Origin of the sequence: Bacillus cereus group sp. MYBK216-1 (assembly GCF_051916495.1) — a bacterium.
In the GTDB taxonomy this organism is placed as follows: Bacteria; Bacillota; Bacilli; order Bacillales; family Bacillaceae_G; genus Bacillus_A; species Bacillus_A thuringiensis_K.
This window is the reverse complement of record NZ_JBQAGT010000001.1, coordinates 755,071-770,675: the sequence shown is the minus strand read 5'-3', so window position 1 is coordinate 770,675 and position 15,605 is coordinate 755,071. Positions and strand designations below refer to the sequence as shown.

The following is a 15,605-nucleotide window of genomic DNA, read 5'->3' as shown; positions in this document are numbered from 1 at the left end:
GTTTTATCTCATCTTAATGAAAAGATGCACAAAAAAGCTATCTCCGCAATGGAGATAGCTTTTCTACTTATAATATCGTACCCGCTTTTTCAGCACCTAACATTTCAATAATTTGATTATTATCGTCTAGTACTGCAATTTTTGGTTCTTGTTTATGAATCTCTTCTTCCGTAACTAGCCCATAACAAATAATAATTACTTTGTCCCCTGGTTGTACAAGCCTTGCCGCAGCACCGTTTAAACAAACAACACCACTACCGCGTTCCCCTTTAATAACATATGTCTCTAAGCGAGCACCATTATTATTATTTACAATTTGGACTTTTTCGTTTTCTACAATATTTACCGCATCCATTAAGTCTTCATCAATTGTAATACTACCTACATAATTTAAATTTGCCTCCGTTACAGTTGCACGATGTAACTTTGCTCTCATCATTGTGCGAAACATAGATGCTCCCCCTTATTTAACCGTTAATGTTATATTGTCAATTAATCTTACATTTTCAAACTTAACTGCAATAGCTAAAATGATCCTTCCTTCGACTTTCTCTACCATTGTTAATGACGGATATGCATATAAATCCACATAATCTACAGTGCCTTTCGTATGCGTCTCAATATACTCTTTCACAAGATTTGTAATGATTTCCGGATTACGTTCACCTGCCTCAATTCTTTCTTTCGCTATACATAGGCTTCGGTATAAATGAAGAGCTTCTTCACGTTCATCTTGTGATAGGTACACGTTACGAGAACTTTTCGCTAAACCATCTTCTTCCCTTACAATATCAACTGGTACGATTGTAACTGGAATATTGAAATCAGTTACAAATCCTTCAATGACAGCAACTTGTTGAGCATCTTTCATACCGAAATAAGCACGCATTGGCAGCGTAATATTAAATAGTTTCATTAGTACAGTTGCAACACCAGCAAAATGACCAGGTCTTTGTTTGCCACATAATACATCGGTACGCTTTACAACTTCAACTGTTGTCGTTTGTTCTGCTGGATACATTTCTTCTACACTCGGATAAAATAAATAATCTACACCGTTTTCTTTTGCTACATTTTCATCTCTATCAATATCACGAGGATATCGATCTAAATCTTCATTTGGGCCAAATTGTAGTGGGTTTACAAATACACTTAAAACTACAATTTCATTTTCTTCTCTTGCCTTACGTAATAAAGTAGCATGGCCTTCATGTAAATAACCCATTGTTGGAACAAAACCAATACTCTTTCCACTTGCACGAAGTTCGTTTGTAATTTGCTGCATCTCTTGCACTGTAGTTACGATTTTCATTATTGTTTTCCTCCGTATAACGCTAAGCATTCTTCCTCTTTCATTGTGAACGAATGTTTTTCTTCAGGAAATTTCCTTGTCTTTACTTCAGTAACATATTGTGAAATCCCGCGTACAATCTCCTCTTGAACAGACGTATATTGCTTCACAAATTTCGGAACACGATTTACGCCGTATGAGATAAGATCATGATAAACAAGCACTTGCCCATCTACTTTTTGTCCTGCACCAATCCCAATTGTCGGTATTGTTAGTTGCTCTGAAATAAGTTCTGCTAGCTGCATTGGTACACATTCTAACACAAGCGCTATTGCACCAGCTTCTTCACATTTCTTTGCATCTTCTATTAATTTTTTTGCACTCTCCGCATCTTTTCCTTGCACTTTATATCCACCCAACACTCCTACAGATTGAGGGGTTAAACCTAAATGCGCTACAACAGGAATTCCTGCGTTCGTCAAATATTGAATCGTCGATATAACTTCTCCAGCACCTTCTACCTTCAGTGCGTGTGCCCCGCTCTCTTGAACGATGCGGCGTGCATTCACCATCGTTTCTTGTAATGATACGTGATACGACATAAATGGCATATCAGTTACAATAAACGTCTCTTTCGCTCCACGGCGTACAGCTTTCGTATGATGAATCATATCCTCTACTGTTACAGGTACTGTTGAATCGTATCCGAGTACAACCATTCCAAGAGAATCTCCAACTAGAATCATATCAACTTCAGCTTCTTCTGCTAATTTAGCAGATGGATAATCATACGCCGTTAGCATTGTAATCGGCTCACCTTGCTCTTTCATCTTCAAAAAATCTGTTTTTGTTTTCAAAAACTACTCCTCCTTTATGCAGGAGAGAGGAGATGGCCGAAATCATATAAAAAACCCCTCTGGCCATAAAAGGGCAGAAGGGTTGTGTGTTAGTCGGCATTATTCATCCCTCTGTCCCAGTCCGTTATTGGATCAAGGCAGAATCCAAGTTATTATTTTTCGTATGACTTCGAATCATGGTGCAGTTCGCTCTGATACTGCCCACATTCGAACTAATTATAGCAAACTACAAAAAGGAATTACTACATTTTTTTGAAAAAATAATTTTTTATTCTTATTACGGTATATGAAATTTAATACGAGAGTATATATGCTATACAGTTTTTATGGATAATTCAATCCTGAAAAGATACATGTTTTTCAACGCATGTTAAAAAAAGTCCAAGTTAATTTTTTCTGTAATCCATTTAACTGTATAGTATAACTCTTAAACTAATGATGCAGGTTAATTGAAGAAAGCACTTAAAAAAGGAGAATTGCAGATGAAAAGAATTTATTATCATGTTACAAATTCAACTCAAAACTATTGAAATAAAAAGAAGTTCCAAAAGAGGAACTTCTTTTACTTAATTTCGATATCTGCAGAATGAATATGATGTACTTTTCCTTCATGGTCTTCTAGAAGCAATACACCATCCTCTGTAATTCCTTTTGCTACACCCGTAATCGTCTCTCTCATTGTTCGAGCGGTAATTTCTTTCCCGATGCTCACAGCGTAACTTTCCCAAAGAATTTTAATGACAGAGAAACCATTTTGTAAATACTCTTCATATAATTTTTCTAGTTGTAAATAGATTTGTTGCATAAGTTCTGCACGAACAATCGGCTTACCTGATTCAATCGCTAATGAAGTAGCAATGTGCTGAATTTCTTCATCAAAATGTTCTTGCTTTTGATTCGCATTAATACCGATGCCCATAATGACAGCATTAATTTTATCAGGATCCGCTTGCATTTCTGTTAATATACCTACAGCCTTTTTACCTTGAATTAAAATATCATTTGGCCATTTTATTCCTACGTTTACACCTGTACATTTTTCAATTGCCTGTGCAACACTAACAGCCGCTAACAAAGTAAGTTGCGGTGCATGATGAACTGGGATTGATGGGCGTAAAATAATACTCATCCAAATCCCTGTTCCTTTTGGTGAATGCCATTTTCTGCTTAAACGACCTCTTCCCGCTGTTTGTTCTTCTGCTACAACGACAGTTCCTTCTTCTGCACCTTCATAAGCAAGTTTTGCTGCAATGTGCTGCGTTGATTCAACAGTTTCTTCAAAATACACTGTTCTACCAATTCGCTTCGTTTGTAGCCCTAACTGAATTTCATTAGCAGTCACTTTGTCTGGCTTACTTGCAATTCGGTAACCTAATCGGCGCACAGCTTCAAGTTCATATCCCTCACTCCGGAGATCCTCCATATGTTTCCACACAGCAGTTCTTGAACAACCAAGTTTATCACTAATTGTTTGGCCGGATACAAACTCGCCATCCGCTTCAGAAAAAACTTGCAATAACTGCTTTCTTATAGTAGATTGCATCCTTGCAGCCACTCCCTTATACGCTCTTTCTCATTAACTACGTTTCCTTGTACGATTGCTTCTTCGATTTTCTGAAGCATTTCAGCAACCCACGGACCAGGCTTTTTGTTTGCCCAGTTTAATAAATCATTACCAGTCACATTCATTTCTTGACGCTCCTGGATTGGCAATGCATGAAACATTGATTGTACTCGTTCAACAGATGTAGGATCATAGCTTTCAATCATCGCTTCATATACTCTCTCTGCCATTTCAGCGATATGAATTCCCGTTTTATAAAGAAGGACTGTATCCCAATCCTTCTCCTTTCTAGTACGAATTGCCAATAAAACTGCAACAATATCTTTTATTTTTTTATTCGAAAACTTCCATTGACGTAAAAAGACAGATGGATGTTCTTCTCCGATACAATATAAGAAAAATGCCCACGCCTCAATATCCGTTTCGAAAGAATCCCATTTATACTGCGTAGCTTTTAACAGTCTCTCTTCTGACATTTGTAAATATGGCAAATGAGAAAATAGCTTCGTCTCTACTAATTCTTTGAGACCTTTCACACAATATGTACCAGTTAACAGTTTCTCAAACTCTACTGTAATACGCTCAATTGCTATATGTTCTAGCAAATGCCCATGCGTTTCAATCGCTTGCTTCGTTTTCATTTCTAATGAAAAACCTAACGTGCTTACAAACCGAATACCACGCATCATTCGCAGGGCATCTTCTTGAAAACGATCCGCAGCATTTCCAACTGTCACAATTTCTCTCTGTTGAATGGCTTCCTGTCCAGCAAATAAATCAACCATTTTGCCTTCTTCTGTCATAGCAATTGCATTCATCGTGAAATCACGACGTTTTAAATCCTCTTCTAATGAACGAACAAATTGAACACTACTAGGTCTTCGAAAATCTTCATATTCGCTTTCTGTTCGAAAAGTAGTTACCTCATAAGGCTCACCATTTTCTACAACAATTACAGTTCCATGCTCAAGACCAACAGGAACATTTCTTGGGAATATAGCCATCACTTCTTCTGGTAGAGCGGATGTCGCAATATCAATATCTCCAATCGGCCTATCGATAATAAGATCTCGTACGCTCCCACCAACAAAGTAAGCCTCATGTCCTTGTTGCTTTAATGTCTCAATAATAGAACTAGCTTTTTTAAATCTTTCCATTTTTGTCATCCCTTAGTACGTCATAGTAAATCGTTTCATATTGTGAAACAATTTTTTCTGAGCGAAATTGCTCATAAACACTTTCTCTTGCTCGCTCTCCCATATTACGGTGAAGTTCCTCGTCCTTTAATAGCTGAATAGCTTGATTTGCCACTCCTGTTGTATCGCCAACTTCACATAAATATCCTGTTTCCCCGTGTTGAATAACCTCTGGAATACCTCCAACCCGCGTTCCGATACAAGGTACACCACACGCCATTGCTTCTAATAAAACAAGACCAAAACTTTCCTTCTCTGATAGAAGCAACATTAAATCACTCATCGCGAGTAGTTCTGCAACATTATCTTGCTTCCCTAAGAATAAAACGCGATCTTCAATATGTAAATTTTTCACTATCTGTAAAATCGTACAGAATTCTGGTCCGTCTCCAACAAGAAGCAACTTCGCATCTACTTCTTTAACAATTTTAGCAAATGCCTGAACAACATCCTGCACACGTTTCACTTTACGGAAATTCGAAATATGAATAAGTACTTTTTCACTCTCACTTATACCATATTCTTTCTTTAATTGAGACATATTACGCTTGAAATATACACGTTCGTCTATAAAGTTATATACCGTTTGAATTTCTTTACTTGGTTTTACAAGCTCATGTGTTTCATTAATTAATGAATGCGAGACAGCAGTGACAACATCTGATTGCTCAATACCAAAACGAATTAAATTATTTAACGAAGGGTCGGAACCTAACACAGTAATATCTGTTCCATGTAAGGTTGTAACAATTTTAATACGCTCTCCGATCATTTGTTTTGCTAAATATGCACAAATTGCATGTGGTATTGCGTAATGCACATGTAAAATGTCTAAGTTTTCTCTTTGTGCAACCTCGGCCATTTTACTTGCTAACGCTAAATCGTATGGTGGATGTTGAAATACAGAGTATTGATTTACCGTCACTTCATGAAAATAAATGTTTGGATATACTTTATTTAACCGGAATGGTAAACCCGATGTAATAAAGTGAATTTCATGCCCACGTTCCGCCAATTGCTTTCCTAATTCTGTTCCAACAACTCCAGAACCACCTACAGAAGGATAACATGTAATACCTATTTTTAATTTCATTTACATCCCCCTAATAAATCAGCATGTAATAAAACCGGTTTCTTACTCATAAATCCCTCGGCATACAAGACTCCAACTTCTTTTCCAAACATCTTCTCACGAGCGATCACAGTTTCAACGTAACCTTCTGTTAACGGTGTCTTAACACCATCGCTCCCTGTTGAAAACTGACTTTCATACGCTTCTAATGCTTCCACCTTTATAGAGAGGTACTCACTTATATCTATACAAAAATTCGGTTTATGAAAACCATTAATCATATAATTATAAAAAGACTCCACACGATGTGGTGAAAGTTCCGGCATATATTTACGGATTCCTGCTGAAAAAATAGCCTCTTCCACAAGCTTTGCACAATTTGCATGATCTGGATGGCGATCTTCATAGTACGGCGCAAAAACTAGTTTTGGTTTATATGTACGGATCACCTTGACAATTTCACGTATATACTCTTCTTTCATATACAAACCACGGTCTGGCATCGCTAAATTCAGCCTCGTTTTTACTCCCATTATACGAGCTGCGACCTTCGCTTCTTCTTTTCTCAACTCTATCGTTCCATTTGAAGAAAGATCAGCTTCTGTTAAATCACAAATACCTACTTCATACCCTTGCTTTGTATATTTAGCGATGGTACCAGCCATGCCGATTTCAACATCATCGGCATGAGCACCAAACGCTAATATATGTAATCCACTCATAATTGTTCCCCTCATTTTCTTAACTTACGATAATCTAAATCTCCTCGCTCTAATGCGTGCATTAACATTTCAGCACTTGCCATATTCGTTGCAAGTGGAATCGCATATACATCACATAAACGAAGCAATGCATTCACATCCGGTTCATGCGGCTGTGCTGTTAATGGATCGCGGAAGAAAATCACCATATCTAAATCGTTCTTTGCAATCATTGCACCAATTTCTTGATCTCCACCAAGAGGGCCAGATTGATATCTTGTTACAACTAATCCAGTCGCTTCCATAATACGAAGCCCTGTCGTTCCTGTTGCAAATAATTCATGTTGTTCAAAAATTGGTTTATATGCGTATGCAAACGAAACCATATCATTTTTCTTTTTGTCATGTGCGATTAAGGCAATTTTCATCCGTTGTCTCCCCTTTAGTCGATAATATTTTCTAAACCGTACACAAGATGATCAAGGTTCATTACTGTCTCAATTGATAGTTTTACACCTGACATAAATGATGCACGATTGAATGAATCATGACGAACTGTTAACATTTGTCCATCTCCACCGAACATTACTTCTTGGTGTGCAATAAGCCCTGGCAAACGTACACTATGAATGTGAATACCGTCTACATTTGCACCACGTGCACCTGCTAGTTGCTCTACTTCATTTGGATGACCTTGCTGCTTTGATTCACGATTTTGACGAATTAACTCTACCGTTTTTACAGCTGTACCAGATGGTGCGTCTAATTTTTGATCATGATGTAATTCAATTACCTCAACATCTTGGAAATATTTCGCTGCCATTTGTGAGAATTTCATCATAAGAACTGCACCAATTGCAAAGTTTGGAGCAATAATTGTTCCTACTGCTTTTTCTTTTGCATTCTCTGTTAAACGTGCCAATTCTTCTTCTGTAAATCCAGTTGTACCAATAACCGAACGAAGTCCACGCTCAACTGCAAGTGTAACGTGTTGTTTCCCCACTTCTGGTGTTGTTAAATCTAACAACACATCTGCTTCTACTTCATCTAAACAAGTATGTAAATCAGCGTAAATCGGTGCATGTAATGCTGGCATGCCAGGTAAATCAGAAATCTTCTCACCACCATGCTTATAATCCACTGCTGCTACTAAATTAAAATGTTCCGTTCTTTCCATAAGAAGAACTGCTTCATGTCCCATACGTCCTCTTGGTCCGGCGATAATTACTTTAATTTCTTTCATTATTCTTTCTCTCCCTCATCAATACGTGTCCAGCGATCTTTATCACGTGTATTAAATTTATTCATTACAATGTTATGTGCTGTCTCTAAATCAATATTTAAACTATTTGCCATACAAATCATAACAAATAATACATCTCCAAGCTCTTCTTCAATACTTCTTTCTTTTTCAGTTGTTTTCTTCGGTTTCTCACCATAATAATGATTTACCTCTCTTGCAAGCTCTCCCATTTCTTCCGTTAAACGAGCCATCATTGCAAGCGGACTGAAATAACCTTCTTTAAACTGACCAATATATGCATCTACTTCTTTCTGCATATCTTTCATCGTTTTTGCTTCCATACTATTCACCTCTAATCCTTCCTCTTTCATGTTAGCCAATTCATCGCGATTTGACAAATATTATTCCCCGCCAAACACCTATTTGCGACCCATTTTTGGATAGACTATAATAAAGTGAAACTTCTTTTGCGTTTTTTTGCAAAAGATTAGTTGAACTAATCGGGTTCCTACGGCTGGTTCGCCTTTCTTCAGAGCTTTATCTCCTACCAGCCGTTGGTACGGGGTAAAGTGAAACTTCTTTTGCGTTTTTTTGCAAAAGATTAGCCCGTACCAATCGGGTTCCTACGGCTGGTTCGCCTTTCTTCAGAGCTTTATCTCCTACCAGCCGTTGGTACGGGGTAAAGTGAAACTTCTTTTGCGTTTTTTGCAAAAGATTAGCCCGTACCAATCGGGTTCCTACGGCTGGTTTGCCCCTCTTCTTTGCTTCATCTCCTATCAGCCGTTGGTGCAGGTTCTTACTATTTTCACTAGCAATTAGAAATTACTTATTATTATGGTTTACCGTTTCAGCGGAGCAATGCAATCATTACATAATTAGGGGGATTTCTATATGACATCAAAATTGAAGATGCGAAATATTATTTTTATTTTAATTGGTTCCGCTATATTTTCTTTCGGTATTGTCAATATCAATATTGAAAATCACCTTGCAGAGGGTGGCTTTACTGGTATTACACTATTATTGTATTTTTTATTTAAGTTTGATCCTTCCTACTCAAACTTAATTTTAAATATCCCTATATTTTTTATTGGTTGGAGGTTACTTGGCAGAGCGACATTTTTATATACATTAATTGGCACCTTTAGCGTATCTTTATTTCTATGGATTTTCCAGCGTTACGAAGTACTCAACTTACATTTAAACTTGCAAAATGATATGACACTCGCAGCTTTATTCGCCGGGGCATTTATCGGTATCGGCCTTGGAATAATATTTAAATATGGCGGGACTACTGGCGGTGTAGATATTATCGCACGACTAGCTCACAAATATGTTGGCTGGAGTATGGGGAAAACAATGTTTATGTTTGATGCTGTCGTTATCGTCGTCTCTATTCTTACCTATTTATCATACCGCGAGGGCATGTATACGCTAGTTGCTGTTTTTATCGGGGCTAAAGTCATTGATTTTATGCAAGAAGGAGCTTATGCTGCCAAAGGAGCGACTATTATTTCAGAGAAAAACGATGAAATTGCTGCCAAAATTTTATCTGAAATGGAGCGCGGAGCAACCTTTTTAAAAGCTGTTGGATCGTATACAAAAGTGGAACGTAACGTATTGTATTGCGTTGTTGCTAAAAATGAAATCGTGAAATTAAAAAATATCATTACTTCTGTAGATCCTCATGCTTTTGTCGCTGTATGTGATGTACATGATGTAGTTGGTGAAGGATTTACGTTAGATGAAAATAAAAACCCTTTACATAATTAAATGTAACTAGAAAAGCGCCTTAGCTTTTCTAGTTTTTTATTACAAGTCTTTTAAGCTTCTCTAAATCCTCATAAATAAGCTCCAATAAACCCCGATTATAAAAAATGGAAGCTGGATGAAAAGTCGGAAAAACTTCGTATTCTTTCTCTGACCATGTAAACTCTGCACTTTGCATATCCTTTAATTTTTGAATGGGCTGTTTTAATAATTGCCCGTGTACATCTGTGATTTTTTTATTTTTTCCTGTTAAACGTTGAAGACCGATATTTCCAAGCGTGACGATAAGCTTCGGATTTATTTTCTCTAATTCATAATCTAACAAAGGCGCATGGGCAACTATTTCTCCCTGATTTGGCGTTCTATTATATTTTTTTTGCATGACTTCACCATTTCGTTCTTTTTTCTCTCGCCATTTATAAGGTCTACTCCGAACAGCGCTCGTAATATATACTTCTTCCCTTGTAACATCAATACGCTCTAAAAAATCCATTAATTGTTTCCCCGCCCTCCCGCTAAACGGAATCCCATTATGAATTTCTGTTTCACCAGGCGCTTCTCCTAATAACATAAATTTGGGATTTTCAGGACCTTGTCCACTTAAAAAACCTTCTAGTTGATAAGGAGCACTGCGCTCTTGCACTTGTTTTACTAAATGGTCTGGATATTTCATTTCCCCCCACCGCCTTTCCGCATTACTTCTATTATTTCTATTTGCAATACATTATATAATTCAATCCATACAACAAAAAAAGACTATCAAAATTGATAGTCTTTAGTCGTCGCTACGCTGCATACCAGTATACATTAATACGAGACGTAATAATTCAAATACCGCTACAGCTGCAGCTGCTACATATGTTAATGCTGCCGCATTTAATACTTTACGAGCTTGCCCATATTCATCTGTTGATACAATACCTAGCGCTTCAATTTGTTGCATTGCGCGCTTTGACGCATCAAACTCAACTGGCAATGTAACGAGCTGGAACACAACACCTGCTGCCATTAAAATGATACCTAATAACAACAAACCAGACATTTGTGCAAATATACCGATTAGGACGAAAATCCAAGACATATTCGAACCAAAGTTTGCAACTGGCACTAACGAATGACGAACGCGCATAAATTTATAATCTTTTGCATCTTGAATTGCGTGTCCTACTTCGTGTGCTGCAACTGCTGTACCAGCAACTGAATGTCCATAATAGTTATCTGTTGATAATCGAACCGTCTTAGCGGTTGGATCATAATGGTCTGATAAATGACCTGGTGTTTCTTCTACAGCTACGTTGTATAATCCATTTTCATCTAAAATTTTTCGAGCCACTTCCGCTCCTGTCATACCTGATGTTGAATAAACTTGTGAATACTTGCTATAGGCACTACGTACTCTTGACTGTGCATACAACGGTATGATCATTATGATCGCGAAGTAAATTAAATAAAACATCATGAACCTCCATTGAAGTTTTAATTATAGTACTTCTCATTCTATTTTCTTCTGCCACTATTGTCAATGAATAAACCTTACAATCCATATCTTTATTTATTGCATTATCTATTTTTAGAATGTACATTACTTTTTCTTTTCTCTCTCTCTCCTTTATACTTTCTCCATCCAACATAAGTTAATGTGAATAAAATAAGTCCCCCAGTAATTGTCATAAACCAAATGAGAGAGGGTGCAATTTCATCTTTTTTTACTGTGTGAAATATCTTTTGCAAATCCCCTTTAATAATCCCTAATTGCATTTGGCCGCCTTTCGTTTTTAACATAACGTTACGAAATTCATCTAAATAAGATAAATGAACATTTACACGCTGAACCTCGTTTTCTGGCAAAGCAATCATTAAGCTTGGATAAATAATATTGAATTCATTTAAAAACGTATTTAACGTTTGTTGAAACTGCCCAGCATCTTCTTTTTCCATCGCTTTTTCCATTTGAGAAAAGGCATCCATTACTTTCCTTTCTCTTTCCATCCAAAGTGGTTGATATTTCGATACTTGTGCATCAACAGCAAGTTGTAATGCCAGCACATTATCAATTTTAGCTTGCTTACCTAAACCTTCTTCAGAGAGCGATTGTTGCGCCTTATCGTAAGCTAAAGAAATAACTCTAACTTGATCTGGTGTTACTTCCTGCTTCTTTTCATTCCCCTTTATTAAAAACTGCTCCGAGAAATGTTGTAATACTTGTACCGCTTTTTCATCTTCATTACGCTTCACTAACTGTAACGAATCGTCTAACAACCCTGTTAGCTCATTCCACTCTTCAGCATATATACGTAACGGAAACATTATAATTAGAAATGCTATCAATCCAATTAATGTTCTCTTCATCCCGGTCCCCCCTATAACTACTAGTACAAAATATGTTAATTTGGACAAGAATAGAACAGAACTAGACCGAAAAATATATTATCATTTTACAAAGAAAAAAATTCTCTTTAAGCAGAGAATTTTTTCTGTGACATCCTTTTCTTTTTTACGAAATATCTATATAAACTGTAACAAAGTATACTACCACCTAAAATGAATAATAAAATAGCACACGCAGCATGCATAAAGAACTCTTCTGGTAACATTAATATAATTGGATCCTTTTCAGGATCAAAAACCCAATAATCATTACTAAATAAAAGCTTATGGAATAATACAAAACTCTTTTCAAAATTAATAGCAATTGGTAACATAAGCGCTATCGGAAAAATGATTGTTAAAATCGATCCGTGCAGTAAAAACTTTTCATTTTTCTTTTTTAATAAATAAATTCCGCCTATCACTGCAATCATAATTGTCGCATACATCACATATTGAATGTTTACTAAAATATTTTTAACATCTACAAAATGAATACGGCCATTTGTAGACATACCTAATGTTGGCAAATGTAATGCTCCGTCATAAAACGGGGATAAATATGTAATAAGCACATCGTAATTTCTTTTAATTTCATCCTTCGTCATATCCGCTAAATCAGGAATATTTAAAAAATCAATTTCAAAATAATACAGCCATTTTCCATATACAACTGCCATTGTTGAGAGTGCAAAAATAGAAAATGCTATGCTATATGAAACAACTAAAGTAATCAATCGATCCAATATTTTTGTACCACTCTTATTTTTCTCCATGTTCTCCCCCCTAAAATGTTCTAACCATCATAAAGAAAATTGTTTCCTTTGCTCACTTAAACAACAATAATATGTAATACATAATACAGCAATGCTTAACCAAAACGTAAAATAACCAATTTCCTCTACAAACAAATGCATAATTCCATATCGCGGCATTTGCCAAAATAAATAATCAATTGCATCGTTATGCAACGTCCACACAGCTGCTACTATAAAATGCCATTTTTTTATACGATAAAATGGGGCATATAAAAATCCTTGTACTGCCATCGCAAAGTGCGAAAGCATTAACATGTAGCCCATAAGGCCAATAGGCCCTTTTACGTAAATCATAATCCCGTTTACAACAACAGCCCAAATACCATATTTTATTAAAGTTACAATCGCTAACGCTTCTATTAATCCCCAGTTTCTCTTTGCCAAAAAAGCAATTAAAACAAAGACAAAAAAGAGACTCGCCATAGGACTATCTGGTACAAACGGCCAAAATATAGGTGACGTTTCTTTCAATTGATTTCCGTACCATATAAATCCGTAAATTGTACCTAATATGTTAACAATTAATAAAAATAATAATACCGAGCGTTGTCTTAACATTGCATACAAGTACACCAATCCGTATGTCCAACACCTTTCAAGCAAAGTAATTCATTCATTAAATCCTACTCTATTATAACAAACTTCATCCAACTAAATAGAAAAGCTGACTACAAATTTTGTAGTCAGCTTTTTATTATTTTTTATTATACTTTGCAATGAATTCCGAAAGCTTCTTCAGTTCCTCATCCGTACCTTTAAATACACCTTTAGGCATTGAACCTTTTCCCTCTTTCGCAATTTTAGCAATTTCTTCTGGCTTTAAAGTTAAGTTTTGCAGTGCCGGTGCTGCTGCCCCGCCCTGTAAATTGTCACCATGACATGTTAAACAAGTATTTTTTTGCATTAATTTATAGCCATCATCATTTTTATCAACTGGCGCTGTTTTTACAATTGCTCCTTGTTTTTTTGCAGCTTCCCAGTCGTGGTGTGCTACAGATTCCCAAGTTAAAAAAATAATCGATGCAATTGCTAAAAGCATAAATCCAGTTGCCACAGGACGCTTCAATGGACGTCTTTCTGGACCTCGATCAAGAAATGGAGCTAACAGTAATGCTCCAAACGCAATCCCTGGCATAATAAATGCTCCAATTACAGTAAATGAACCGGAAGCATAAGAATACTTTAATAATTGATACAAGAATAAGAAATACCAATCTGGAAGTGGTATATATCCAGCATCAGTTGGGTCCGCCATTCTCTCAAGCGGCGACGGATGCGCCACTGTTAAACATAAATAACCGATTAAAAAAACTGCACCAACCATCCATTCTTTTAACAAGAAGTTCGGCCAAAATGCTTCTGTTTTCCCTGGGTATTCAGAATAGTCTTTTGGAATATTTGGTTTCCGAGCTACTGGTACCCGAGAATCTCCTACAAACTTCATCCCTTTACCGCGATGCATAATCTCCCTCCTTTAGTTCTTTCCCCTTTAATTTAGCAATCTCTTATAGTGGACCGGAAATACCTTGTTTGCGAATCATGATGAAGTGGAAGGCCATTAAACCTAGAAGTGCTGCTGGTAAGAAGAAGACGTGAATAGCAAAGAAGCGAGTTAATGTTTGAGCGCCAACAATTTCGGAATGACCAGCGAGTAATGTTTTAATATAAGGACCAATGAGCGGTGTTTGCTCTGCAATTTGAATCCCTACTTTTGTAGCAAATAAAGCTTTCATATCCCACGGCAATAAATATCCGGTAAAACCAAGACCTAACATAACAAAGAAAATAAGAACACCAACAATCCAGTTTAACTCACGGGGCTTTTTATACGCACCTTGGAAGAAAACTCTGAGTGTATGTAAAAACATCATTACAATTACGAGACTAGCACCCCAGTGGTGCATACCACGAACAATTTGCCCATAAGCAACTTCATTTTGTAAATAGTAAACTGATTCCCAAGCATTTTTAATATCAGGCACATAATACATCGTCAAAAACATTCCAGATAAAATTTGAATTACAGTAACGAAAAAGGTAAGTCCTCCAAAGCAATAGACGAATGCAGAAAAGTGATGTGCCGGGTTTACATGTTCAGGTACTTCATGATCAGCGATATCACGCCATATTGGTGTAATATCCAATCTTTCATCCACCCAATCATAAATTTTATTTAACATCTACTTTGCACCCCCTCTTGGCTTCGCTTTTCCTAGATACAGCGTTCCATCTTTCACTTTAGACTCGTACACATCAAGCGGAGCAAGGGGTGGCGTACCTTTAATGTTAATCCCATCTTTTGTATAACGCCCCCCGTGACATGGGCAAAAGAATTGATTCGGATGTGCTTTGTCCGAATTCCAGTTAACTGTACATCCTAAATGTTTACATACTGGAGAGAACGCAACAATGTCTCCGCTTTCATCTTTATGAACCCAAGCCGATTTTGGTTCTTCAGACTTGTACCAACCATCAACCTGCTTCACTTTAAAATCGAAACGCTTCGGCTCTGTTGTAATATCCTTTACTTGCGCAACAGCAACCATATCTGTTCCCGCTTCTTTTCTTAACACCGGATCAAGCGCAAATCGCGTCATCGGCATTAAAATACCGGCAGCCATAAAGCCTCCTACCCCTGTGAGTGTGTAATTTAAAAATTGTCTTCTTGACACGCGATGTTCTTTGTCGCTCACGAAAATTTCCCCCCTCTATCAGAAATTGTCCCC

At 36.8% G+C, this 15,605-nt stretch carries 19 protein-coding genes; 1 reads left to right on the top strand and 18 read right to left on the bottom strand.

What is annotated here, in order from left to right; genetic code table 11:
* Positions 1-67: 67 nt before the first annotated feature.
* The 10 genes from panD to ACTFRH_RS04095 form a co-directional block, all read right to left on the bottom strand.
* Positions 68-451, bottom strand: a complete 384-nt coding sequence (gene panD, locus ACTFRH_RS04140; protein WP_000490182.1) for an aspartate 1-decarboxylase — start codon at positions 449-451, stop codon at positions 68-70.
* Positions 452-463: 12 nt separating this feature from the next.
* Positions 464-1,312 (bottom strand): pantoate--beta-alanine ligase, encoded by an 849-nt coding sequence (gene panC / locus ACTFRH_RS04135; RefSeq protein WP_000707012.1) that lies wholly within the window; start codon positions 1,310-1,312, stop codon positions 464-466.
* Positions 1,312-2,148, bottom strand: coding sequence for a 3-methyl-2-oxobutanoate hydroxymethyltransferase (panB, locus tag ACTFRH_RS04130; protein WP_000851107.1), 837 nt, complete (start codon positions 2,146-2,148; stop codon positions 1,312-1,314). Before panB ends, panC begins: the two co-directional genes overlap by 1 nt.
* A gap of 562 nt (positions 2,149-2,710) precedes the next feature.
* Positions 2,711-3,691: a biotin--[acetyl-CoA-carboxylase] ligase gene (locus ACTFRH_RS04125; RefSeq protein ID WP_001192064.1), complete on the bottom strand. Its 981-nt coding sequence runs from the start codon at positions 3,689-3,691 to the stop codon at positions 2,711-2,713.
* Positions 3,676-4,869, bottom strand: a complete 1,194-nt coding sequence (locus tag ACTFRH_RS04120) for a CCA tRNA nucleotidyltransferase (protein ID WP_000439317.1) — start codon at positions 4,867-4,869, stop codon at positions 3,676-3,678. Before ACTFRH_RS04120 ends, ACTFRH_RS04125 begins: the two co-directional genes overlap by 16 nt.
* Positions 4,856-6,001 carry an N-acetyl-alpha-D-glucosaminyl L-malate synthase BshA gene (gene bshA, locus ACTFRH_RS04115; RefSeq protein ID WP_000768292.1) on the bottom strand — a complete coding sequence of 382 codons (1,146 nt, stop codon included), beginning with the start codon at positions 5,999-6,001 and terminating at the stop codon, positions 4,856-4,858. The genes ACTFRH_RS04120 and bshA overlap by 14 nt, the downstream gene beginning before the upstream one ends.
* The gene (bshB1, locus tag ACTFRH_RS04110) at positions 5,998-6,702 is read right to left on the bottom strand and encodes a bacillithiol biosynthesis deacetylase BshB1 (RefSeq protein ID WP_000015673.1); all 705 of its coding nucleotides are present in this window, start codon (positions 6,700-6,702) and stop codon (positions 5,998-6,000) included. Before bshB1 ends, bshA begins: the two co-directional genes overlap by 4 nt.
* 11 nt (positions 6,703-6,713) lie before the next feature.
* Positions 6,714-7,109, bottom strand: a complete 396-nt coding sequence (gene mgsA / locus ACTFRH_RS04105) for a methylglyoxal synthase (protein WP_000684765.1) — start codon at positions 7,107-7,109, stop codon at positions 6,714-6,716.
* Positions 7,110-7,123: 14 nt separating this feature from the next.
* Positions 7,124-7,924: a dihydrodipicolinate reductase gene (dapB, locus tag ACTFRH_RS04100; protein ID WP_000658810.1), complete on the bottom strand. Its 801-nt coding sequence runs from the start codon at positions 7,922-7,924 to the stop codon at positions 7,124-7,126.
* Positions 7,924-8,265, bottom strand: coding sequence for a nucleotide pyrophosphohydrolase (locus ACTFRH_RS04095; RefSeq protein WP_002108639.1), 342 nt, complete (start codon positions 8,263-8,265; stop codon positions 7,924-7,926). Before ACTFRH_RS04095 ends, dapB begins: the two co-directional genes overlap by 1 nt.
* Before the next feature lie 550 nt (positions 8,266-8,815).
* On the opposite strand from ACTFRH_RS04095, the gene ACTFRH_RS04090 reads away from it, so the two are divergent.
* Positions 8,816-9,697, top strand: coding sequence for a YitT family protein (locus ACTFRH_RS04090; protein ID WP_000202119.1), 882 nt, complete (start codon positions 8,816-8,818; stop codon positions 9,695-9,697).
* A 28-nt stretch (positions 9,698-9,725) separates the two neighbouring features.
* Here the strand turns inward: ACTFRH_RS04090 and ACTFRH_RS04085 are convergent, their stop codons facing one another.
* The 8 genes from ACTFRH_RS04085 to qcrA form a co-directional block, all read right to left on the bottom strand.
* The gene (locus tag ACTFRH_RS04085) at positions 9,726-10,367 is read right to left on the bottom strand and encodes a uracil-DNA glycosylase (RefSeq protein WP_000876872.1); all 642 of its coding nucleotides are present in this window, start codon (positions 10,365-10,367) and stop codon (positions 9,726-9,728) included.
* A gap of 102 nt (positions 10,368-10,469) precedes the next feature.
* The gene (locus tag ACTFRH_RS04080) at positions 10,470-11,153 is read right to left on the bottom strand and encodes a zinc metallopeptidase (protein ID WP_058839490.1); all 684 of its coding nucleotides are present in this window, start codon (positions 11,151-11,153) and stop codon (positions 10,470-10,472) included.
* Positions 11,154-11,254: 101 nt separating this feature from the next.
* Entirely contained in the window at positions 11,255-12,043 is a 789-nt protein-coding gene (gene ypjB / locus ACTFRH_RS04075; protein ID WP_000831584.1) for a sporulation protein YpjB, read from the bottom strand.
* A 107-nt stretch (positions 12,044-12,150) separates the two neighbouring features.
* Positions 12,151-12,837: a lipoprotein intramolecular transacylase Lit gene (gene lit, locus ACTFRH_RS04070; RefSeq protein WP_000414380.1), complete on the bottom strand. Its 687-nt coding sequence runs from the start codon at positions 12,835-12,837 to the stop codon at positions 12,151-12,153.
* 27 nt (positions 12,838-12,864) lie between these two features.
* Positions 12,865-13,455 carry a DUF1405 domain-containing protein gene (locus ACTFRH_RS04065; RefSeq protein WP_116777454.1) on the bottom strand — a complete coding sequence of 197 codons (591 nt, stop codon included), beginning with the start codon at positions 13,453-13,455 and terminating at the stop codon, positions 12,865-12,867.
* 118 nt (positions 13,456-13,573) lie between these two features.
* Positions 13,574-14,341: a menaquinol-cytochrome c reductase cytochrome b/c subunit gene (qcrC, locus tag ACTFRH_RS04060; RefSeq protein ID WP_000554602.1), complete on the bottom strand. Its 768-nt coding sequence runs from the start codon at positions 14,339-14,341 to the stop codon at positions 13,574-13,576.
* A gap of 43 nt (positions 14,342-14,384) precedes the next feature.
* Positions 14,385-15,059 (bottom strand): menaquinol-cytochrome c reductase cytochrome b subunit, encoded by a 675-nt coding sequence (gene qcrB / locus ACTFRH_RS04055; RefSeq protein ID WP_000932700.1) that lies wholly within the window; start codon positions 15,057-15,059, stop codon positions 14,385-14,387.
* The gene (gene qcrA / locus ACTFRH_RS04050; RefSeq protein WP_001280593.1) at positions 15,060-15,572 is read right to left on the bottom strand and encodes a menaquinol-cytochrome c reductase iron-sulfur subunit; all 513 of its coding nucleotides are present in this window, start codon (positions 15,570-15,572) and stop codon (positions 15,060-15,062) included. It abuts the gene before it with no gap.
* Between the last annotated feature and the right edge of the window lie 33 nt (positions 15,573-15,605).